Below are 21,334 nucleotides of genomic sequence, written 5' to 3' on the forward strand. Positions count from 1 at the left end.
CCTATGCGTTCACGCGTGAACACACTTTGAACCCGACACGCCATGACCGCCGCCCCTGCCCTTCCCGACCTGCCCGAGGACGACCAGCTTTTCCTGCTGCTCCGTCAACTCGACGCTGCACCGGAAGCCTCGCAGCGCGAGACGGCGGCGGCGCTCGGCATTTCGCTCGGCTCGCTCAACGCCCAGCTTCGCGCGGCGACCGAGGCGGGGCTGGTGAAGATCACCGATCGCAAGGGGCCGGATCGGCGCCAGCGTTTCGTCTATGCCCTCACCACCCGTGGCGCGGCCACCAAAGCCCGCCTCATCGACCCGTTTCTCGCGCGCAAATACACCGAATACGCCGCACTTCACGCCGAACTCACCGGCACGCCCGCCGGCCCGACCCCCATTAAATACAGGAGTACTCTGATGCTGAATAACCTCGCCCCGATCCCGGAACTCTACGTATCCTACGAAAGTGCCCAGAAACTGAAGGTTGAAGCCGCCGACCTCGTGTCCTGGGACCTGACGCCGCGCCAGATCTGCGACCTCGAGCTTCTGATGAACGGGGGCTTCAACCCGCTCAAGGGCTTCCTGTCCGAAGAGGATTACAACGGCGTCGTCGAAAACATGCGCACCGCCGACGGCACGCTCTGGCCGATCCCGATCACGCTCGACGTGTCCGAGGATTTCGCCGCCAACCTCACCGAAGGTCAGGACATCGCGCTGCGCGATCAGGAAGGCGTGATCCTCGCCACCATGACCGTCACCGACAACTGGGTGCCGAACAAATCGCGCGAGGCCGAAAAGGTGTTCGGCGCCGATGACGACGCGCACCCGGCGGTCAACTACCTGCACAACACGGCCGGCAAGGTCTATCTCGGTGGCCCCGTCACCGGCATCCAGCAGCCCGTGCACTACGACTTCCGCGCCCGCCGCGACACGCCCAACGAAATGCGCGCGTTTTTCCGGAAGATGGGCTGGCGCCGCGTCGTCGCGTTCCAGACCCGCAACCCGCTCCACCGTGCGCACCAGGAACTCACCTTCCGCGCCGCCAAGGAAGCGCAGGCCAACCTGCTGATCCACCCGGTCGTGGGCATGACCAAACCGGGCGACGTCGACCACTTCACCCGCGTGCGCTGCTACGAGGCGGTGCTTGACAAATACCCGCAGTCGACGACCACCATGTCGCTTCTGAACCTCGCCATGCGCATGGCCGGCCCGCGCGAAGCCGTCTGGCACGGCCTGATCCGCGCCAACCACGGCTGCACCCACTTCATCGTCGGTCGCGACCACGCCGGCCCCGGCAAAAACTCAGCGGGCGAGGATTTCTACGGCCCCTACGACGCGCAGGACCTGTTCCGCGAATATCAAGACGAAATCGGCATCGAGATGGTCGACTTCAAACACATGGTCTACGTGCAGGAACGCGCCCAGTACGAGCCGAACGACGAGATCGAGGACAAGGACAACGTCACCATCCTCAACATCTCCGGCACCGAACTGCGCCGCCGCCTGCAAGAGGGTCTGGAAATCCCCGAGTGGTTCTCGTTCCCCGAAGTGGTCCGCGAATTGCGCCGCACCAAACCCCCGCGCTCGCAGCAGGGTTTCACCGTGTTCTTCACGGGCTTTTCCGGCTCCGGCAAATCGACCATCGCCAACGCGCTCATGGTCAAGCTGATGGAGATGGGCGGCCGCCCCGTGACGCTGCTCGACGGTGACATCGTGCGCAAGAACCTGTCGTCGGAACTCGGCTTCTCGAAAGAGCACCGCGACCTGAACATCAAGCGCATCGGCTACGTGGCGAGTGAGATCACCAAGAACGGCGGCATCGCCATCTGCGCGCCCATCGCGCCCTATGCGGCCACCCGCCGCCACGTCCGCGAAGAGATCGAGCAGTACGGCGCCTTTGTCGAAGTGCACGTCGCGACCAGCATCGAAGAATGCGAACGCCGCGACCGCAAAGGCCTCTACAAGCTGGCGCGTGAAGGCAAGATCAAGGAGTTCACCGGCATCTCAGACCCCTACGACGTGCCGCAGAACCCCGAACTCAGCGTCGAGACCGAGAACGTCGACGTCGACAACTGCGCGCATCAGGTGATCCTGAAGCTCGAAAGCATGGGGCTGATCGCGGGGCAGTAAGCTCTGCGGTGAGTTAGGGAAGAATGGAAACCGGGGCCGAAGGGTCCCGGTTTTTTGTTCGGGATTGGCTGAGGGCGGACGTTCGCCGCATTTGGATTGGATGTCCGTTCAGGGCCTTACCCCCTCACTCCCCCGTAACCGTCAGCCCCAGCATCCGCCACATCTGCATCCCGCCGCGGTAGTAGTAGAGCTTCTCCGAAGGGAACCCGGCTTCGATCATGCGCCGCGCCGCCGTCGGGGACTGGCCGCACCACGGGCCGTTGCAGTACAAAGCGGCCGACTTTACCCCCTCGCCGTCGCAGATCCAGCCGTCGAAATCCGGCTCGCAGCCCAACTCGCCCAGACGGTCGGCGGCCTCGGTGTAGGGGACATTGACCGCGCCGGGGATCGCGCCCGTCTCGAAGTCGGGGCGCACGCGGCCGTCGATCACCACCACGTCCGGGTCGGTCAGGAACCCGAGCATTTCCAACTCCCCGACCGGCGTCACGCCGGGTGCGGGGACCATGGGTTGAATGCAGAAATTCGGGCAGGGCCGCGCGATGCGGGCGAAGTCGCCTTCGATCACCACGTCGTTGTCCTGTTCGCGCATGATCTCGACGGGGCCGGATGCCGTGTCCACCGTGACGCTCATCATGTCGGGCGTGATCCCCACCGGGTCCGCCCCTGCCGTCGATGCCGCCACCAGAAATGCCACTGTCAGAATTCGCATGATACCCTCCCGTTCCATGACCGTTCGGGGCCACGCTAGCACGTAATATTCATGAAATGGAATATTATTCGCGCGAGTGTGCGGGTGCGTTGCGGCGGCACGTGATTTCGGGTCTGTTCGCCCCATGTACGCGATCTCGCTGACGACCATTCCGCCGCGCTTCCCCACGCTCCCCCGCGTGCTCGCCGCGCTGGTCGGCCAGACGGCGGCCCCGGCCACGGTTTTCCTGACGATCCCCAGAGACTGGGCGCGGTTCGACCCTGCACCCCTGCCCGCTATCCCCTTCGGCGTCACGCTGATCGAGACCGAGACGGACATGGGCCCGATCGGCAAGCTCCTCCCTGCGGCAAAACAGTTCGACGGGGATATCCTGATCTGCGACGACGATTGGCTCTATGCGCCCGAGTGGGCCGCGACGTTCCTCGCCACCCGCGCCACCGCCACCGGCGCCCTCGCCGCCTCGACGTGGGATGCCCGCCGCATCGGCTATCGTGGAACGGTCCTGCAAGGGTTCGCGGGCGCGCTGATCCCGTCTACGCTGGCGCGCGCCATCCCGGAGCCACCCCCAGACGCTTGGGGTGCGGATGATGTGTGGATTTCGGCACATCTCCCGGCCATCACAAGCGTCCAGGCCGCGCGGCGCAAGATGACGCCCCTCGCCGATCCCGGTGCGCTTCAATCACGCCCCGACCGCGACGGCGCAAACCGCGCGGCGGCGCGGCTCGCAGGGAATTGGCCCGACCTGTAATGTTGGGAAACGGCCGAAGCCCTCGGCCAGAGGACAGAGGCCCCGATGGGCCCCTGCGCTTAGTTCAGTGCACCGCCACCGGCGAGAGGTCGTTTTGCCGCGCCAGCGTAAAGGCCAGATTGCGGTCCCCCACCAAGGCAAGGCGTTCGCCCTCGGACGAGTGCACGGCGTAAAGCTTCTCGGCCCCTTCCACCTGGTCCTGAATATCGGACGGCAGGTCGGCTACCAGCACCTCCCGCACGTAGACGATGGTCTCGGGCGTCTCGCTCAGTTGCTCGAATTTCGTATCCATGACGCACTCCTTTCCTGTGGGGGCGTTTCGTCCCCAACGCGTCGCGGCAGGGAAATGATCCCTCAGCCTTTCGTGATCTGGATGGTCTGCACCACCGGATCGGGCTCCGACCGCTCGAGATCGACATGCAGCAGACCGTTCTCGGTCCGCGCGCCGACCACATCCACACCATCGGCCAGCACGAAGCTTTTCATGAACTGTCGCCCGGCAATGCCCCGGTGCAGGAACACGCGGCTGTCGTCCGGTTTCGGCTGACGCCCCCGCACGACCAGCTTGCGGTCCTCGATGGTGATCGCCAGATCGTCCTCCGAGAACCCCGCCACGGCGAGTGTGATGCGGTAAGCGAATTCGCTCACCTGTTCGATGTTGAAAGGAGGGTAGCCTTCCGTGCCGCTCTTGGCGGCCTGTTCGATCATGCGTTCGAGCTGATCGAAGCCCAGAAAATACGGGTGGGCCCCCAGCGTCATCTTCGTCATCACACGTCCTTTGCCTTGAAAGCGATGTGCAGGTCGTGGGCCCCGAAGCGGCAACCCACAGCTTCAATATGGGTGGCGGGGCATATCGGCGCAAGACCTTGGCGCCCAAAGGCGAACCCGCGCGAAAAGCTTTGAGAAAACCCACCGAGGGGTTAAATTGGTCGCGCGATGAAGGACGACTCGAAACCCATGAGCAATTCCTACGAGATGAAGCATGAGGACGTGCTTCGTGTCGAGCTTGAGGTCATGCGCCGCGAACATCGCGATCTGGACGAGGCGATCACGGCACTGGAGGGCGAGGGACGGGCCGATGTACTCACCATCCGGCGTCTCAAGAAGCAGAAACTGCTGCTGAAGGACAAGATCGCCCGGATCGAAGACGTCCTCCTCCCCGACATCATTGCATGAGGCCCTGAAGGGTCTATAACGGCCATTCCTGAGGGAGAGCCGTATGACCGACGTGAAAGTGGGAATCATCATGGGGAGCCAGTCGGACTGGCCCACCATGAAACTCGCCGCCGACATTCTGGACGAACTGGGCATCGCCTATGAGAAAAAGATCGTCTCGGCGCACCGCACCCCCGACCGCCTTTGGGACTATGGAAAGTCCGCCGTCGAACGGGGCCTGTCCGTCATCATCGCGGGCGCAGGCGGTGCAGCCCACCTGCCCGGCATGATGGCGTCGAAGACCCGCGTTCCGGTGATCGGCGTTCCGGTCCAGACCAAGGCGTTGTCCGGTGTCGACAGCCTTTATTCCATCGTGCAGATGCCCAAGGGCTACCCGGTCGCGACCATGGCCATCGGCGCGGCGGGCGCCGCCAATGCGGGTCTGATGGCCGCCGGAATCCTCGCCACCTCCGATGCCGCGCTCGGCCAGCGCCTCGACGCGTGGCGCGCGGCCCTGTCCGCTTCCATCCCCGACGAGCCGCAAGATGAGTGATCCCCTCGCCCCCGGCGCGACCATCGGCATTCTCGGTGGTGGCCAGCTTGGCCGTATGCTGGCCGTCGCCGCGTCGCGCCTTGGCTTCAAGACCGTCATTTTCGAACCGGGTGGCGATTGCCCGGCCAGTCACGTGGCCAATTACCATCACAAAGCCGACTATGACGACGAAGCCGCGCTGAAAGCGTTCGCGCAAGCCGCCGACGTCATCACCTACGAATTCGAGAACATCCCGACCTCGGCGCTCGACATCGTCGAAGCGATCACGCCGGTCCGTCCGGGGCGCACCGCGCTGCGCGTGTCGCAGGACCGTCTTACGGAAAAATCCTTCCTTGCGGATCTCGGCCTCGCCGTCGCGCCCTATGCGGCTGTCGATGACGAGATCGACCTGACCGAAGCGGTGGCCGAGATCGGCACGCCCGCGATCCTCAAGACCCGTCGCTTCGGCTATGACGGCAAGGGGCAGGCGCGGCTCAAGGGGCCGGAAGACATCGCACAGGCCTTCGCCGACATGAACGGCGCACCCGCGATCCTCGAAGGTTTCGTGAAATTCGACTATGAGGTTTCGGTGATCGGCGCGCGCGGGCTGAACGGCGATTTCGCCAGCTTCACGCCGGGTGAGAACGTGCACAAGGACGGTATCCTCGACACGACCACCGTGCCCTCGCGCCTGTCCGTGCAGGCGATGCATGAGGCGCAAGGCATGGCCGCCCGCATCCTCGAAAAACTCGACTACGTGGGTGTCATGGGGGTCGAGCTCTTCGTGACCAAGCAGGGCCTCGTCGTGAACGAGATCGCCCCGCGCGTCCACAACTCGGGGCACTGGACCCAGAACGGCTGCGCCATCGACCAGTTCGAACAGCACATCCGCGCGGTGGCGGGCTGGCCGCTGGGCGATGGGACGCATCATACGAACGTGGTCATGACGAACCTGATCGGTGACGACGTGTCCAAAGTGCCGGACCTTGCCCAAGACAGCGCCAATGCGATCCACCTCTACGGCAAGTCCGAGGTCAAGGCGGGCCGCAAGATGGGCCACGTGAACCGAGTCACCGGTCCCGCAGGCTGATGCCGCGCTACGCGCTCAAGATCGAATACGACGGGCGGCCCTTTTCCGGATGGCAGCGGCAAAAGGATCAGCCGTCAGTCCAAGGCGCTGTCGAGGCCGCGCTTGGCAAGCTGGAGGCCGACGTGCCCTCCATCGCCGCCGCAGGCCGCACCGATGCCGGGGTTCATGCGCTGGGACAGGTCGCGACCTGCGACCTGCAAAAGGACTGGACACCGTTTCGCCTGTCCGAGGCGTTGAATTACCACCTGAAACCCGACCCCGTCGCCATCGTCGATTGCGCGCTCGTGGATGACGGGTTTCACGCCCGGTTTTCGGCCATCGAACGGCAGTATCTGTTCCGCCTGATTTCGCGCCGTGCACCCTTGGTTCACGACCGGGGCAACGCGTGGCGCGTGGTGCAGGCGCTTGACGCGGGCGCGATGCAGGCGGGGGCCGACCGCCTGATCGGTCGCCATGATTTCACCACGTTTCGCTCGACCATGTGTCAGGCCGACAGCCCGGTGAAGACATTGGACGAATTGCGGGTCGAAACCCTGCCCTACCCGGGCGGAACCGAATACCGCTTCCACGTCCGCGCCCGCAGCTTCCTGCACAATCAGGTTCGCAGCTTCGTGGGGACGCTGGAACGGGTCGGTGCCGGATCGTGGTCGCCGGATGACGTGACCGCCGCGCTCGAGGCACGCGACCGCGCCGCCTGCGGCCCGGTCTGCCCGCCCGACGGGCTGTACCTCGCGCGGGTCGGATACCCGGTCGACCCCTTCTCAAATACCTGATTTTACAAAAAGAAAGACCGGGGTACCCCTACCCCGGTCTTTCCCCCCTTGGGCTCCCCCGGCGGACACCCCTGACCGCCAAATTGCCCAAATCACCAGACTTGTCATTCCGCACGACCTTTTCCGGTGCCGGGTCCTGACCAAAGGCCGGCTTACGTCCTGGGGACGCTGGATCGGATCGTTTGACGCGGAAACGTCGCTGACCATGTGCACGCACCCCTGACCAGGCTGCGTTCGCTTCGGTCCGAGCCAGCCCCCAAGCCAGCCGTCGCGACACCTGTGTTGTGCCATTTTCGCCCCCCTCCGGTCAACGAAAACGCGCAAGTTTGCCCCAAATTATCCTTATTTGCATCGCCGTTATCCGCGAACCGGCGACAATCCACGCCTGCCGAAATGGAGTGTTCAGGTATGGCTAACCTTACTACGGAAAACCGGACCATCCGGCGCCCAAACCCGAATCACGCTTCCCGCTTTTTTCCGGCCCGCACCCCTGCCATAATGCCCGGCAACAAACCGACAAAAAGAGCAGCGGCACATGAGCGATCTCCTCACCAATCCGTCCGACCACTACGACGCCTCATCCATCGAGGTGCTCGAAGGGCTCGAACCCGTCCGTCAGCGCCCCGGCATGTATATCGGCGGCACGGACGAACGGGCGCTGCACCACATGGTCGCGGAAATCCTCGACAACTCTATGGACGAGGCCGTGGCGGGCCACGCCACCCGGATCGAGGTGGAGCTGCATGGGGACTATTCCGTCACCGTCACCGACAACGGGCGCGGCATCCCGATCGACCCGCACCCCAAGTTCCCGGGCAAATCGGCGCTCGAGGTGATCCTGTGCACGCTTCACGCGGGCGGCAAGTTCTCCGGCAAGGCCTATCAGACCTCCGGCGGCCTGCATGGCGTCGGCTCGTCGGTGGTGAACGCGCTGTCCGACAGCCTCGTGGTGCAGGTCGCCAAGAACAAGGAGCTGTTCGAGCAACGCTTTTCGCGCGGGCTGCCCCTTGGCCCCGTGGAAAAGGTCGGCGCGGCGCCCAACCGGCGCGGCACCTCGGTCACGTTCCATGCCGACGACCAGATCTTCGGCTCGCATCGGTTCAAGCCCAAGCGGCTCTTCACCCTCGCCCGCTCCAAGGCCTATCTCTATTCCGGCGTCGAGATTCGCTGGAAATCGGCCATCGACGACGGCGAGACGCCGACCGAGGCGACGTTCCACTTTCCCGGCGGTCTCAAGGACTATCTGAAGGAGGTGTTGGGAACCGCCTCGACCTATTCCGACACCGGGTTCGCGGGCAAAGTCGAATTCCGCGAGAAGTTCGGCGAACCGGGCTATGTCGAATGGGCGATCAACTGGACGCCCGCGCGCGACGGCTTCATCCAGTCCTACTGTAACACCGTGCCGACGCCCGAGGGCGGCACCCACGTCGCGGGGTTCTGGGCCGCGATCCTCAAGGGAATCAAGGCCTACGGCGAACTGGTCGGCAACAAGAAGGCCGCGCAGATCAACCGCGACGACCTGCTCACGGGCGGCTGCGCGCTGGTCTCGACCTTCATCGCGGACCCGGCCTTCGTCGGCCAGACCAAGGATCGGCTGTCGACCGAGGCTGCCGCCAAGATGGTCGAGGGCGCGGTGCGCGACCACTTCGACAACTGGTTGGCGGCGGATACGAAATCCGCAGGCGCAATCCTCGACTTCCTCGTGCTTCGGGCCGAAGAACGGCTGCGGCGGCGGCAGGAAAAAGAGACGCAGCGCAAATCGGCCACCAAGAAATTGCGCCTGCCCGGAAAGCTGGTCGATTGTTCGGCCACCAACCGCGAAGGCACCGAGATTTTCCTTGTCGAGGGCGACAGCGCGGGCGGCTCGGCCAAGATGGGCCGGGACCGCAAGACACAGGCCCTCCTGCCGCTTCGGGGCAAGATCCTGAACGTGCTCGGCGCGGCGTCGAGCAAGCTGGGCCAGAACCAAGAGATCAACGACCTGTGTCAGGCGCTCGGCGTCGGGATGGGCACCAAATTCCGCGTCGACGACCTGCGCTATGACAAGGTCATCATCATGACCGACGCCGACGTGGACGGCGCGCATATCGCGGCGCTCTTGATGACGTTCTTCTTCAGCCAGATGCGCCCGCTTATCGACCACGGCCACCTGTATCTCGCCTGCCCGCCGCTTTACCGGCTCACGCAGGGCGCCAAGCGGCTTTACGTGGCCGACGATGCCGAGAAGGATGCGTGGATGGCCAAGGGTCTGGGCGGCAAGGGCAAGATCGACGTCCAGCGGTTCAAGGGTCTGGGCGAGATGGACGCGAAGGACCTGAAAGAGACGACGATGGACCCGAGCACCCGGAAACTCATCCGCGTGACCATCGACGAAGACGAACCCGGCGAGACCGGCGATCTGGTGGAACGCCTGATGGGCAAGAAGCCGGAGCTACGGTTCCAGTATATTCAGGAGAATGCTAGGTTTGTTGAGGAGTTGGATGTTTGAGTGACACCTTTCAAATGAAGGGCATCTCGTTCGTAGGGAACCTCGGTGGAGCCGGCCCTGACTATCCGGCTATCTGCCAAAATTGTGGAAATAATTTCTTTACGAAGCTTCCCTTTCAATCAGCGTCCAAGAACCGACGTATTAATTTTGAGAACGTAAGTGTTTCGTGCCCGAACTGTGGAGAAGCAGCTAGAATTATAGACGGCACTTACGACTTCTTTATTAAGACTTACGAAACACTTAAGGATGCCAACCTAACGAAAAAGCAGTTACAACGCTTTGAGCGCAAGGTTAAGAAGAACAAAGATCCTGCCAGCTTAGAAGTCAGTGCTTCCGCCATAAACCCAGTCCTAGGTAGGGCCGTAGCGGCGGCAAGTAAGGAAGCCAATCCAAAGGGCGCGATCCAGGTTGTCACGAAATTGGCTTGGATAATTGGTATGGCTGGCGGGGGCTTTCTTGGTGCGATGGAGGGTGTGGTAACAGCGGATGAATTATATGACCGCTGGAGGGACGGGGAGTTATTCGAGAGCCGCCCCCTCAATGCCCAAGAGGCGCGCGAAGAGCCTACAAAAAAAACTGATCCAAAAACAGCCGATCCAAAAAAGGGCGACCCTTTCCAGCGTAAGCAAGGGCGATAGCTTTCGTTTCATAGACGTCTCCCAGTTGACGTTCTCAAGCGATTTATTGTTGGCACTCTATCATCCAATCGTTGCTGTTGCGTTGGAGAACACCTCGCGTACGTCGCGTTAATCAAATGTCGCACAACACCGGAACTGTTCCGCAGCTCTTTCGGTACAAACAACCGTCGGCGATACAGTTCTTCCGCCCGAACCGACGGGGTGGGCGAGAAGCGCCCGCCCCGTGGGGACGGTTCGGGCGCTCACTTGTCGGCAAGCCGACAAGTGACGGGGTGGCAAGGGCGAAGCGTCACCACTGGCGCCACTGAAGGCTGTCACGTCGTGCACGTCGCCCCCACCGTCACCCAAACCCCACGCCCCGATTGTTTCCCCCTCGGCATGGAACCGCTCACCGTCCGCGAGGCGTTAGCACTCAAACGCTGCCAACAGGACAAGAGCCATGACCAATACCATCGCCGTCTCCGCCATTGCCCTCAGCCTCGGCCTGTCGGGCCTCGGGCTTCTCGTGGGCATCCCCGCCACCGCGCAGGACACGACCGAGCGGCCCACTGAACCGACCGAGGTGGCGCTGGGTGTCGCGCAGCAGGATTACCGCATCATCGCGAACCCCGCCGCGCATGGTCTGCCGCCGCTTTCGGCGCATGAAATGTATGTGCAGTTCGACGATCACATCTACCGCATGGCGCGGGCCAATGCCTCGGTCCTGACGCCCAGGGGGACCGTCGTCACCCAGTGACGAGACAACGATAACTCACGCCGCACAGCGCGCGCCCGAGATCGGCTCAGTCTTGCAGCCCTTCGACGTATTCCGCCAGCCGGATCAGCGCCTGCGGTGTGGGTGTCGGTGTGCCCTCTTCATCGACCCAGTTGACCACCGGGCTGTCGATCAGGTCACCGAAGCGCGGCATCGGCCCGTGCGTGTCGTCGCGGGCATAGCCGTCGATGGTCGACATCACGTAGGTCATCGGGAAGGTGCCGCCGTTGTTCTTGGCGAGCATGGTCAGGTCGGGCGTCGTCTTGCCGCCCACGTCCAACCCCCCGGTGCCCGACGGGCCGTGACAGGCCGCGCAGTATTCGCCGTAAAGCTGGGCGCCGGATTTCGCTCCATCCGCCGTCCCGTCCATCTCGCACCCCGCGACGAACATCGCCACGGGGACCAGCCAAAGCATTGGTTTCATGTCGCTTCTCCCGTCCGTCCCGGTTCATCGGCGGTCCCTCGCCATACGCGGACACCCGCTGAACCCTTCGGCCCCACCTTGCGTTAAACAGACGAAAAGGAAAAGGAGGACAGCATGTCCACACTCACCAAATCCGCGCTCGCCGCCGTCTGCGCCGTCGCGATGGCCGCCCCGCTCGCGGCGAAACCGAACAACCACAACAACGGCACTGGCTGGGGCGTCGGGAAGATCCCGCCGGGTCACTGCAAGAAGATCGAAAGCTGCCGCAACGGCGGCGATGTCGTCTATGAGCGCGAGCGCCACGACGACGATGACGTCACGATCATCCGCGAGGAAAACGTGACGGTGATCCGCAACTATACGATCATCGAACAGCCCACGACCTACGGCCTCCCCGCGCTTCCCTCGAACCAGATCTACGTTCGTCAGGGCGACCAGATCTACAGCATCATCCGCGACACGCAGACGGTGGTCGAGGCGATCGGCATCGTGTCGAACCTGCTCAACTGACGCACCCGCCAGACCCGCGTTCAGCGGGTTTGGCGATTCGGCGAACTCTTGCTAACCTGATGGAAACGCTTGTCCATCGGGAGCTACAGATGCGCGCCATTGCCCTCGCCCTTGCCGTCTTCGCCACGCCGGCCGCCGCCCAAGACGTCATCACGTGGAAAACGATCGGCTGGTGGGACGTCAACTTTTACGAGGCTTACGGCGCCTGCGCGGCCATCGCGGAATACGACAACGACAGTTTCGTCTTCTTCGGTCTGGACACCTCGACCAACGATCTGGGGCTGCGGATCGCGATCCTCAACCACCACTGGGATTCCATCGCGGTGGACGAAGCCTATCAGCTCGTCGTCCGCTTCGACCGCCGCCCGCCCTGGGACATCACCATGTACGGCACCGATGTCGACGGGCGACGGGGGCTTTACAACCTGTTCCCCGCCACCTCGGACAGCGCCGGGAATTTCGTTCGGGAGTTCCAGCGGTCGAACCACATGGTCTGGACCTATCGCGGCACCGAGTTGGGCGATTTTTCCCTGCGCGGCACGAACATGGCGATGAACGAGGTCATGTCCTGCACCGAAAGCTACCTCGACGCGGTCGGATCGCGGTCCGACCCCTTCGAGGGCGGTGGAAACTCGAAAAAAGCCGACCCGTTTCAGTAACGGATCGGCCCTGCGCGCGCGGGCGCGTTTTCAGAAGTTGATGACGGTATGCGTGCCCACGTCCGGGTCTTCGTCCTTGGCGTGCGCCTTGGCGATTTCCCAAGCGAAGACGAAGCTGGAATCGGTCGAGGCCCAGATCGCGGCCTCTTCCAGTTCCAGCCGATAGACGGCGAGCTTCGGATCTTCGGGTCCGTCGAACCATGCGCCCGCGACCGGGTTCCACAGTTCCTTGTGCTTCTCCATCTCGTCGGAATAGTGCAGCCGCCCCTTGCAGCAGATCTGCACGTCCTGCCCCTTGGACACGAGGATGAACCACGCTTCGGTGCCGTCACCGCTCATCTTGGTTTGCCAGCCTTCGCCCGCGGCCTTTGCGAGGTCGGTGTCGCGGCTGGTCATGAACCACAGCGAATTGGTGTCGCGATCCACGAAATGCGTCATGGGCTGAAGGTGCTGATCCTTGCCCTTGAGGCCCAGCATTCCAAAGCGCGTGTCCTCGGCGGTGCCCCAGAAAACGTCGGTCGGATCGGTCTTGGCTTTCTTGAGTTCTGACATCGAATGTCTCCTTTCGATGTCCCAACGCCGCGCCGTCGTGCCGGTTCCGCAAGGGGGAACCGTTCCGGGCGGGCGGCGTTAACTCCCCGGACAAGGCAGGCATCTATGACGACCGCAGACACGAACATGACCCCCACAACCCGGCCCGAAAGCGTCGCCGGAATCCTCAACCGGGCGCGCTTTTCGCTGGACGGGGACGAGGTGTCGGTGCGCGATGTGGTCGAAGCGATGGGGCGCGCGTCCTTCGCACCGCTTCTGATGCTGCCCGCGATGATCGTGGCGAGTCCGGCGAGCGGTATCCCCGGCCTGTCCTCGATCTGCGGCATTTCGATCGCGCTGATCGCGTTCCAGATGATCGCCCGGCGCGATCACGTCTGGCTGCCCGACTGGATCATGCGGCGCCACGCGCCACGTGAGCGCATCCGCAAGGCGCTCGACTGGCTTTGCCCGCCCGCGCTGTTCCTCGACCGGGTGACCCGGCAACGGGTCTGCATGTTGGTCGAGCCGCCGCTGCTGATCGTGCCGCAGATCATCTGCCTGCTGGCCGGGGCGATGATGCCGATGCTGGAGCTTGTGCCCTTCACATCGTCCCTTCTCGGCTTCGCGGTGGCCGTCATGGCGGTCGCGATGGTGACGCGGGACGGGCTTTTGGTGCTCCTCGGACTATCGACGATCGTGGGCGCTTTCGCACTCGGCCAATACCTGCTCGCCTAATTTTTGATTTTGGGATGGAACAATAACATTTGTTGCGGCTTGGTCTTGGGGAAGTCGTGGATTTGGGATACATCTACCCGATATGAACAGTCTTACTAAGGTAGCGGCCGAGGCACCGTCCCGTCGCTCGTTCCGGGTGACCCTGCGCGAGATGACGCGCGAGGACCATGACGCTTCCGAGCGGCTCTTCGCCCCGTTCATGGACGATCCGGGGGCCTACATGGCGCCGTTCCTTGCGGCCCAGCATGCCGCGCTGTCGGCCATCCGCGACGCCACCGCGCGGTCCGACGCGCGCGAGATCGCCGTGATTCTGCCCGACCTGATCGACCGCCTCGCCAAAGACTGTGCGGATCTGAGCCAGCGCGCCCCCGCGGTGCAGGCAACGCGACCGCTGTCGGGACTGGCCGGTGCCTATCTCGTGCTCGGCTCGCAGATGGGCGTGGACGCGATGCGTGTGCGCGCGACGCGGGCCGGTATCGCCCCCCTCCCCCGGTTCTTCCAGCCGACCGACCGCCGGAGCCAATGGGCGGCGGTCTGCGCCAAGCTGGGCGATGTGGACCCTGACAGCGACGCCGCAAGGCGCTTGATCGACGACACCCGGGCAGGCTATGCGCTTTATGCGCAAGCGGGCAGGCTTACCTTTGCAAAGGCGGCAACGTGAACGAACCCACCATCCGCCACATCGATCCCGGCACGCCCGTCGACCTGACCAACTGCGACCGTGAGCCGATCCACCTGCTCGGTCGCGTCCAGTCCTACGGCGCGCTCGTGGCACTGTCGCCCGACTGGGTCATCCAGCACGCCTCGGAAAACCTTGGGACGATCCTCGACCACCACGACGGCGAGGTGATCGGCCAGAACATCGACGAGATCGTCGACGCCAGCGCCATCGCCCGCCTCAGCACCGCCATGACGCGGGGCGACATCACCCAGACCGCGGTCCGCCTTTTCGGCGTCGAACTCAAGAACAACGGACGACTGTTCGACCTGTCGCTGCACCAGAGCGACCAATACCTGATCCTCGAATTCGAACCCAAGGCCGCCGAACGCGGCAGCGATGTGATGAGCGAGGTCTATCCCCTCATCCAGAACATCGACACGACCAAGGATCTCGCGCAACTGGCCGACGACGCCGCCCGTGGCCTTGCCGAGATCGCCGGGTTCGACAGCGTCATGGTCTACGAATTCCAGCCGGACCATTCGGGCCGCGTGATCGGCGAGTGCCGGTCCGATGGCGAAACACGCTATCTGGGTCTAAATTTCCCGGCCTCGGATATCCCCGTGCAGGCCCGTGCGCTATACAAACGCGCGCTGCTGCGCCTGATCGCGGATGTCGAAGACCCCGGATCGGTCATCCGTCCCGGTGTGGATGCCGAAGGCAAGCCGGTCGACCTGTCCCTCGCCGTGACCCGCGCGGTATCGCCCATCCATATCGAATACCTGCACAACATGGGCATCGAAGCCTCGATGTCGGTGTCGATCATGAAAGACGGCGAGCTTTGGGGGCTGTTCGCCTGCCACCACAATTCGCCCCGCTACATCGACTATGAACGGCGCACGGCGGTCGAACTGTTCGCGCACCTCTTTTCGTTCGAACTGGGTCAATATCAGGCCCGCATCCGGTCGCGTGCGCAGGACGATACCGCGCGGCTTCAGACCCGGATCATGGCGCATATGGCCGATGGTCTGGCGCTTGACGAAAGCCTGTTCTCGCTCTCTCCCGACATCCAGCGCGTGATCCCGCACGACGGCATGGTGCTCTATCACGACGGCGAATTCAGTGCGACGGGGACGACCCCCACCGCCGAGGAATTCGAGCATATCGCCAAGTTGCTGGACGATGCGCCGACCCCCGGCATCTTCTCCACCGAAGACCTGTCGCGTATCCTGCCCGCTTCCGCCTCCTTCGTCGACCGGGCCGCGGGCATCCTTGCCATTCCCGTGTCGCGCTTTCCGCGCGACTACCTTGTCCTGTGCCGCCGACCGGTGACGGAAAAGGTGAACTGGGCCGGAGACCCGACCAAGGCGGTCGAGGTCGGCCCCAACGGCACCCGCCTGACCCCGCGCAAGAGCTTCGAGACGTGGCAACAGGATGTCGAGGGCAAGTCCGAGGCCTGGACCGATCACGCCGAACATGCCGCCGACCAGCTTCGCGTCGTGCTGCTTGAGATCTTCCTCAAGGTGACGGACGCCACCGCCGAGGAACGCAAGCGCGCTCAGGAACAGCAACAGCTTCTGATTTCCGAACTCAATCACCGCGTGCGCAACATCCTCAACCTAATGCAGGGGCTGGTGTCTCAGACCAAGTCCGACACCGGCAGCGTCGCGGATTTCACCAGCCGCCTCGATGGCCGAATCCAGTCCCTCGCGCGCGCCCACGACCAGCTCACCCGCGACCGGTGGGAGCCGGCGCCGCTGAAGGAACTGATCCGCTGCGAATTCGAGGCCTATGCCGAGGCCAAGTCGCAACGCGTGATCGTGAACGGCCCCGATGCGCTCCTGTCGCCCACCGCCTTCACGAACGTCGCGCTGGTGGTTCACGAGATGGCGACGAATTCGATGAAATACGGCGCACTCTGCGATCAGTCCGGCACGGTCACGATCCAGATCACCGAGGATGCCAAGGGCGGAATCTCGATCGACTGGCGCGAGGCGGGCGGCCCCCCGGTCAAGGCGCCGAGCCGCCGGGGCTTCGGCTCCACCATCATCGAGCTGTCCATCCCGCACGAGCTTAAGGGCGAGGCGCGGATCGACTACAAGATTTCCGGCGTCGAAGCGCATTTCCACATTCCCAAGGGCCACATCGCCGGGGTGCAGGAAGAAGACCACGCGCCCGTCGCGCCGCCGCCCCCGTCGAAGGCCGCGCAGAAACTCACGCTTCAGGGGGTCGGCCTGATCGTCGAGGACACGCTCATCATCGCGATGGACGCGCAGGGCATCCTCGAAGAATTCGGGGCGAAGACCGTCAAGATCGCCGCCTCGGTGAAAGAGGCGCTCGATATCGTCGAAAGCCACAAACTCGACTTCGCGCTGCTCGACGTGAATCTCGGTGACGAACAATCCGTGCCCGTGGCCAAACGGCTGGCGGAACTCGGCGTCCCCTTCGTGCTGTCCACGGGCTATGGTGAGACCCCGGAACTGATCGAAAGCTATCCACCCTGTCCCGTCGTTCAGAAACCCTTCTCGAACGAAAGCCTGCGCGGTGCTTTTGCCAAGGCGATGTCGCGCTGATATCTTCGCGTCAAGCTTGTCATTAGTCACCTCAAACGATACTGAGGCTCCGACTTATTGCCCAAGGAGGACAAGTTGGATCTCGTCTTCAAATCCAATGCGATCGACGCATCGGTGCTTCACGCGCTGATTGACCTTCTTGCAGACGCGGCCGGCATCTGCGCCAAACTCGTCGACGAGGCGGGCGAAGTGGTCGCCGTGAACCGCCGGGGCGCCGCCCTGATCGGAAAGCAGGCCGAAGACATCTGCGGCGCATCCTGGTCGGCCCTGTGGGCGCAGAACACGGCGCCCGAGGCACGCGCCGCGCTGGAACAGGCGCTCGACGGGGCCACCGCGACCTTCACCGGGCAGTTGGCCGGAGAAGACGAACCGCGCGCCGTGCGCACCCTGCCCCTGATGGCCGAGGGCAGCGGCGTCAGAACCGTCCTCGCCCTCACCTCCGACGCAGGCGCACACGACCGTGACATCGTGATGGCCCTGCCCAGCGCACTGCACGCCTTCGCCAATCTCGCCAACGTCTCGGCCTCCTCCGCCCGGCTCATGAAACGCGGGCTGGATCAGGACATGACCGCCCAGATCGCCGAAGACCTCGGGGGCGCGGCGGACCGCGCGAGCGCGGCGATCGACGATCTGCGCGGCCTCATAGACCGCGACAGCGAAACCTCCGCAGGTTGAGGCTTGATCGGCGCGGGCGTTACGGACATTGTGGCCGCCATGACGCCTGAAACCGCCGAAAAAATCCTCGCAGACATGTTCGCCCCCTGGGTCCGCGCGCTCGACATGCGCATCGACGCGATCGGGCCGGACGGCGCGACCCTGTCTATCCCCATAACGGACGAGATCGCCCGCGTCGGCGGGATCGTTTCGGGTCAGGCGCTGGCGACGCTGGCCGACACCGCGATGGTCTTCGCCGCCATCGGCCACTACGGCGAATTCAAACCTGTGGCGACCACCAACCTCGACACGGTGTTCCTTCGGCCCGGCGCGGGCGAGCGGATCGCCTGCCACGCCCGCGTGGTGCGGGCAGGAAAGGCCGTGCTCTTCGCCGATGCGACAATGATCGCGGAACCCTCCGACAAACCCGTGGCCACGGCCACCGCAACCTACATGGTCCCATGAACGGCACGACCGGCTACGCCCTGACCATGCTGATCGCCGGGATCGGCATCCCCGTCTTCGCCGCGATCAATTCGCAGCTGGGTCAGAAGATCGGCAATCCCTTCGCCACCGGCATCGTGACCTTCGGCCTCGCCTTCACCATCGGCCTGATCGCCGCGCTCCTCACCGGACCCTCGGCCATCGCGCGGCTCGGGGATGCACCGAAAGTGCTGCTCACCGGCGGGTTCTTCGTGGCCTTCTACGTGCTCTCGATCACCTTCGTCGCGCCCCGCTTCGGCGTCGGAAACGCGGTGTTCTTCGTTCTGCTGGGGCAACTCGTCTCCGCCGCCCTGATCGACCAGTTCGGCCTCTTCGGCGCGCGCATTTCGCCGATCAGCCTGACCCGTGCCGCGGGCATCGCCCTCATGGCGGTCGGGGTCTGGCTCACCCAGAAAGCCTGATCCGGCTTCTTCGGTCTTCAAATACCTCGGAGGGGGAGGCTCGCCCCGAGGGGCGAGACGGGGGAGGCTGGCCTCCCCCAACCGCGACGACCCGTCGAAGGCGGGGCGGCGCAAGACCTGCGCGGGCGCAAGCCCGCACAGTTTTCGAACCGGACCTAGTCCTGAACGACGATGAAGGTCTCTGCCTTCCCGGCCTCGAAGATCATCGCGTAGAGGAGCTTGGCATTGTCCGGGTGCAGCCGCACGCACCCGGCCGAGGCCGGTGCGCCGAGCCGGCTGATCGCATCGGTGCCGTGGATCGCATAGTCGCCGTCGTAGAACACCGACCACGGCATCGGCGCGCCGCCGTATTTCGACGAGCGGTGATTGGGCGAAAAGAACTGCGGCTGGAACGTGCCGCGCGGCGTGTATTTCCCCACGCGCGCCGTCGACACATCCCAGTCGTAAAGCCTCTGACCGCCCTGGATCACGGTCATCCGCTGCTCCGACACGTCGACGCGGACCACGATCCGTTGGTTCGCCTGGTTGGATGATGAAAAGACCTCTTCCGCGCTGGCAGGCGCCGTGGTCGTGGAAAATATCGTCGCGGCCAGGATCGGCGCGAGCATGGAAAGTCGTTTACGCAACATATGGTGTATCCCCCTAAATACGACTCAATGATTGGGGGGTCACCTCGATTCGGCAAGAGGTATGTGTCGTATCACGTCTTGGGTGTGACCATCCCACCATCAAGGTGCACGATCCGGTCCATCCGCGCGGCGAGGTCGTGATTGTGCGTCGCGATCAGGGCCGACAGCCCGGTTTCACGGACTAGATCCATGAGCGCCCCGAACACCCGGTCCGAGGTTTCGGGGTCGAGGTTCCCGGTCGGCTCGTCGGCCAGCAGAAGCTCCGGCGCATTCGCCAGCGCCCGGCAGAACGCCACGCGCTGTTGCTCGCCGCCCGACAGTTCGGCGGGGCGATGGCTGGCACGGTGCGCGACGCCCACACGGTCGAGCAGCATCGCCGCCCGCGCCTTCGCGGTGCCCTGCGCGGCCCCGTTCGCAAGCTGCGGCAGGATGATGTTCTCGGCCGCCGTGAACTCCGGCAGCAGGTGATGGAACTGGTAGATGAACCCGATCTTCGAGCGGCGAAGAGCGGTGCGGCGGCGGTCGCCCAGATCAGTCACGTCCTCGCCCCCGATGGCGACGCGGCCCGCCGATGGCGTGTCGAGCAGACCGGCGATGTGCAGGAGCGTGGATTTCCCGGCGCCCGAGGGCGCGACGAGGGCCACGACCTCACCGGGTACGATTGCGATATCCGCACCTTTCAGCACCGAGACCTCGCCCGGTTCGCCCGCGTTGTAGACCTTTTCGATCCTTTCCAGCGTCAGCACATCACTCATAGCGCAGCGCCTCCACGGGGTTCATCCGGGCGGCACGCCGGGCCGGAAAGATCGTGACGATGAAGCTCAGGCCCAGCGACATGCCCACGGCCGACAGCACGTCGCCCAGTTGCAGCTTGGCGGGCAGCGCATAGATGCCCCGGATCGACGGATCCCAGACCCCGCCGCCCGACAGGTAGTTCACGAAGGCGAAGATCGGGTCGATATAGATCGCGAACAGGCAGCCGAGGATGACACCGAACACGGTTCCCGCGATGCCCGTGACCGACCCGCACAGGAAAAAGACACGCAGGACCGACCCTTCGGTCAGCCCGATGGTGCGCAGGATGCCGATGTCGCGCCCCTTGTTCTTGACCAGCATGATAAGGCCCGAGACGATGTTCATCGACGCGATGAGCACGAGCACGGACAGGATGATGAACATCACGTTGTCCTCGATCTCAAGCGCGCGCAGGAACGACCCCGCACTGTCCTCCCACGTCCAGACGAGCGAACCGTCGCCAGCCGCCGCCAGCACCGCACCGACATAGCGGTTGATCTCTTCCGGGTCCTCGACCATGACCTCGATCTCGTCCGCCGACCCTTCCTTGTTGAAATAGGACTGCGCCTCTTCGAAGGGCAGGTAGACGCGGGTGGCGTCGATGTCGTAGCGGCCGGCGGAAAAGATATACTTCACGTCGTAGACATTGACGCGCGGGCTGGTGCCGAACGCCGTCTTGACCCCGTTGGGGGAAATCAGGCGGATCTTGTCGCCCAGCCCCAGCCCAAGTTCCCGCGCGACGCCAAGGCCGATGGCGACCCCGTCCTGAAAATCGTCGATATTCCCGGTCGAGGTCTCGTTGTTCACGATACCGGGGATGGTCTTCAGGTCATCGGCGCGGATGCCGAAGATCTGAACCCCGATGTTACGGTCCTGGTTGTTGGCCATGACCTGACCCTTGACCAGAGGCGCGGCCCGGGTGACGCCCTCGACCCCGGCGATCCGGTCGGCCCATGCGTCATAATCCTTGAGCGTCCGGTCGAGGTTTCCCTGCGCCGTGACTTCACCCGCCGTATAGACGGTGACATGGGCGTTCGCGCCGAGGATCGTGTCGACGAATTCGGCCCGGAACCCGGTGCGCACGGCCAGCGTGATGATAAGCGCGGCCACGGCGAGCGTGATGCCGATCAGCGATATCCACGTCATCGTGGACACGCCCCCCTCGGCCCGGCGCGCGCGCAGGTAGCGCCAGGCGATCATCCATTCGAAACGGGAAAACGGGGCTGTGCGGTTGGCCACGGTCGGGCTTTCTG

At 64.0% G+C, this 21,334-nt stretch carries 25 protein-coding genes; 17 read left to right on the plus strand and 8 right to left on the minus strand.

The annotated features are described in order from the left end of the window. Positions 1 to 42 precede the first annotated feature (42 nt). Complete coding sequence (locus FCT00_RS01700; protein ID WP_138421596.1) at positions 43 to 2,121, plus strand: bifunctional sulfate adenylyltransferase/adenylylsulfate kinase; 2,079 nt, start codon at positions 43 to 45, stop codon at positions 2,119 to 2,121. 124 nt (positions 2,122 to 2,245) lie between these two features. Here FCT00_RS01700 and FCT00_RS01705 read toward each other — a convergent pair whose 3' ends face one another. Then, positions 2,246 to 2,830, minus strand: a complete 585-nt coding sequence (locus FCT00_RS01705; RefSeq protein WP_171042850.1) for a rhodanese-like domain-containing protein — start codon at positions 2,828 to 2,830, stop codon at positions 2,246 to 2,248. A 124-nt stretch (positions 2,831 to 2,954) separates the two neighbouring features. On the opposite strand from FCT00_RS01705, the gene FCT00_RS01710 reads away from it, so the two are divergent. Further along, positions 2,955 to 3,578: a hypothetical protein gene (locus tag FCT00_RS01710; protein ID WP_138421598.1), complete on the plus strand. Its 624-nt coding sequence runs from the start codon at positions 2,955 to 2,957 to the stop codon at positions 3,576 to 3,578. 64 nt (positions 3,579 to 3,642) lie between these two features. On the opposite strand, the gene FCT00_RS01715 is transcribed toward FCT00_RS01710, so the two are convergent. Beyond that, positions 3,643 to 3,870 carry a DUF1150 family protein gene (locus FCT00_RS01715; protein ID WP_008334566.1) on the minus strand — a complete coding sequence of 76 codons (228 nt, stop codon included), beginning with the start codon at positions 3,868 to 3,870 and terminating at the stop codon, positions 3,643 to 3,645. 62 nt (positions 3,871 to 3,932) lie between these two features. Next, complete coding sequence (locus FCT00_RS01720) at positions 3,933 to 4,346, minus strand: Hsp20 family protein (RefSeq protein WP_008334565.1); 414 nt, start codon at positions 4,344 to 4,346, stop codon at positions 3,933 to 3,935. 189 nt (positions 4,347 to 4,535) lie between these two features. On the opposite strand from FCT00_RS01720, the gene FCT00_RS01725 reads away from it, so the two are divergent. The 7 genes from FCT00_RS01725 to FCT00_RS01755 all read left to right on the plus strand — a co-directional run bounded on the left by FCT00_RS01725 (position 4,536) and on the right by FCT00_RS01755 (position 10,990). Beyond that, positions 4,536 to 4,754 (plus strand): YdcH family protein, encoded by a 219-nt coding sequence (locus FCT00_RS01725; RefSeq protein ID WP_138421599.1) that lies wholly within the window; start codon positions 4,536 to 4,538, stop codon positions 4,752 to 4,754. A 43-nt stretch (positions 4,755 to 4,797) separates the two neighbouring features. Continuing rightward, complete coding sequence (gene purE / locus FCT00_RS01730; RefSeq protein ID WP_138421600.1) at positions 4,798 to 5,286, plus strand: 5-(carboxyamino)imidazole ribonucleotide mutase; 489 nt, start codon at positions 4,798 to 4,800, stop codon at positions 5,284 to 5,286. Further along, positions 5,279 to 6,355, plus strand: a complete 1,077-nt coding sequence (locus FCT00_RS01735; protein WP_138421601.1) for a 5-(carboxyamino)imidazole ribonucleotide synthase — start codon at positions 5,279 to 5,281, stop codon at positions 6,353 to 6,355. Before purE ends, FCT00_RS01735 begins: the two co-directional genes overlap by 8 nt. Further along, the gene (truA, locus tag FCT00_RS01740) at positions 6,355 to 7,128 is read left to right on the plus strand and encodes a tRNA pseudouridine(38-40) synthase TruA (RefSeq protein ID WP_138421602.1); all 774 of its coding nucleotides are present in this window, start codon (positions 6,355 to 6,357) and stop codon (positions 7,126 to 7,128) included. The genes FCT00_RS01735 and truA overlap by 1 nt, the downstream gene beginning before the upstream one ends. Positions 7,129 to 7,663: 535 nt before the next feature. Next, positions 7,664 to 9,616, plus strand: a complete 1,953-nt coding sequence (parE, locus tag FCT00_RS01745) for a DNA topoisomerase IV subunit B (RefSeq protein WP_138421603.1) — start codon at positions 7,664 to 7,666, stop codon at positions 9,614 to 9,616. Then, on the plus strand, positions 9,613 to 10,254 hold the full coding sequence (locus tag FCT00_RS01750) for a hypothetical protein (protein ID WP_138421604.1): 642 nt from the start codon (positions 9,613 to 9,615) through the stop codon (positions 10,252 to 10,254). Before parE ends, FCT00_RS01750 begins: the two co-directional genes overlap by 4 nt. Positions 10,255 to 10,693: 439 nt before the next feature. Further along, positions 10,694 to 10,990, plus strand: coding sequence for a hypothetical protein (locus FCT00_RS01755; RefSeq protein ID WP_138421605.1), 297 nt, complete (start codon positions 10,694 to 10,696; stop codon positions 10,988 to 10,990). 46 nt (positions 10,991 to 11,036) lie between these two features. On the opposite strand, the gene FCT00_RS01760 is transcribed toward FCT00_RS01755, so the two are convergent. Then, a complete protein-coding gene (locus tag FCT00_RS01760; protein ID WP_008334557.1) occupies positions 11,037 to 11,432 on the minus strand; it encodes a c-type cytochrome in 396 nt (131 codons plus the stop codon). A gap of 114 nt (positions 11,433 to 11,546) precedes the next feature. Here FCT00_RS01760 and FCT00_RS01765 point away from each other — a divergent pair, with 114 nt between their 5' ends. After that, entirely contained in the window at positions 11,547 to 11,942 is a 396-nt protein-coding gene (locus FCT00_RS01765) for a hypothetical protein (protein ID WP_008334556.1), read from the plus strand. A gap of 89 nt (positions 11,943 to 12,031) precedes the next feature. Next, a complete protein-coding gene (locus FCT00_RS01770) occupies positions 12,032 to 12,601 on the plus strand; it encodes a hypothetical protein (RefSeq protein WP_171042851.1) in 570 nt (189 codons plus the stop codon). Positions 12,602 to 12,631: 30 nt separating this feature from the next. On the opposite strand, the gene FCT00_RS01775 is transcribed toward FCT00_RS01770, so the two are convergent. Further along, positions 12,632 to 13,153: a pyridoxamine 5'-phosphate oxidase family protein gene (locus FCT00_RS01775; protein ID WP_008334554.1), complete on the minus strand. Its 522-nt coding sequence runs from the start codon at positions 13,151 to 13,153 to the stop codon at positions 12,632 to 12,634. A 126-nt stretch (positions 13,154 to 13,279) separates the two neighbouring features. On the opposite strand from FCT00_RS01775, the gene FCT00_RS01780 reads away from it, so the two are divergent. The 6 genes from FCT00_RS01780 to FCT00_RS01805 all read left to right on the plus strand — a co-directional run bounded on the left by FCT00_RS01780 (position 13,280) and on the right by FCT00_RS01805 (position 18,657). Beyond that, positions 13,280 to 13,867, plus strand: coding sequence for an exopolysaccharide biosynthesis protein (locus FCT00_RS01780; RefSeq protein WP_235888919.1), 588 nt, complete (start codon positions 13,280 to 13,282; stop codon positions 13,865 to 13,867). A gap of 82 nt (positions 13,868 to 13,949) precedes the next feature. Continuing rightward, on the plus strand, positions 13,950 to 14,528 hold the full coding sequence (locus FCT00_RS01785; protein ID WP_138421608.1) for a heme oxygenase-like domain-containing protein: 579 nt from the start codon (positions 13,950 to 13,952) through the stop codon (positions 14,526 to 14,528). Further along, a complete protein-coding gene (locus FCT00_RS01790) occupies positions 14,525 to 17,098 on the plus strand; it encodes an HWE histidine kinase domain-containing protein (RefSeq protein ID WP_138421609.1) in 2,574 nt (857 codons plus the stop codon). The genes FCT00_RS01785 and FCT00_RS01790 overlap by 4 nt, the downstream gene beginning before the upstream one ends. Before the next feature lie 75 nt (positions 17,099 to 17,173). Further along, on the plus strand, positions 17,174 to 17,773 hold the full coding sequence (locus tag FCT00_RS01795; protein WP_171042852.1) for a PAS domain-containing protein: 600 nt from the start codon (positions 17,174 to 17,176) through the stop codon (positions 17,771 to 17,773). A gap of 75 nt (positions 17,774 to 17,848) precedes the next feature. After that, positions 17,849 to 18,217, plus strand: coding sequence for a PaaI family thioesterase (locus tag FCT00_RS01800; RefSeq protein ID WP_235888920.1), 369 nt, complete (start codon positions 17,849 to 17,851; stop codon positions 18,215 to 18,217). Then, positions 18,214 to 18,657: a DMT family transporter gene (locus FCT00_RS01805; RefSeq protein WP_008334539.1), complete on the plus strand. Its 444-nt coding sequence runs from the start codon at positions 18,214 to 18,216 to the stop codon at positions 18,655 to 18,657. Before FCT00_RS01800 ends, FCT00_RS01805 begins: the two co-directional genes overlap by 4 nt. 155 nt (positions 18,658 to 18,812) lie before the next feature. Here the strand turns inward: FCT00_RS01805 and FCT00_RS01810 are convergent, their stop codons facing one another. From FCT00_RS01810 to FCT00_RS01820, 3 genes are all read right to left on the minus strand, one after another. Further along, positions 18,813 to 19,286 carry a L,D-transpeptidase gene (locus FCT00_RS01810; RefSeq protein WP_235888921.1) on the minus strand — a complete coding sequence of 158 codons (474 nt, stop codon included), beginning with the start codon at positions 19,284 to 19,286 and terminating at the stop codon, positions 18,813 to 18,815. Between the two features lie 71 nt (positions 19,287 to 19,357). Next, positions 19,358 to 20,041, minus strand: a complete 684-nt coding sequence (locus FCT00_RS01815) for an ABC transporter ATP-binding protein (RefSeq protein WP_138421612.1) — start codon at positions 20,039 to 20,041, stop codon at positions 19,358 to 19,360. Next, positions 20,034 to 21,281 carry a lipoprotein-releasing ABC transporter permease subunit gene (locus FCT00_RS01820; RefSeq protein ID WP_008334536.1) on the minus strand — a complete coding sequence of 416 codons (1,248 nt, stop codon included), beginning with the start codon at positions 21,279 to 21,281 and terminating at the stop codon, positions 20,034 to 20,036. Before FCT00_RS01820 ends, FCT00_RS01815 begins: the two co-directional genes overlap by 8 nt. Positions 21,282 to 21,334: the final 53 nt, after the last annotated feature.

Origin of the sequence: Maritimibacter alexandrii (assembly GCF_005871115.1) — a bacterium.
GTDB classification, from domain to species: Bacteria; Pseudomonadota; Alphaproteobacteria; order Rhodobacterales; family Rhodobacteraceae; genus Maritimibacter; species Maritimibacter alkaliphilus.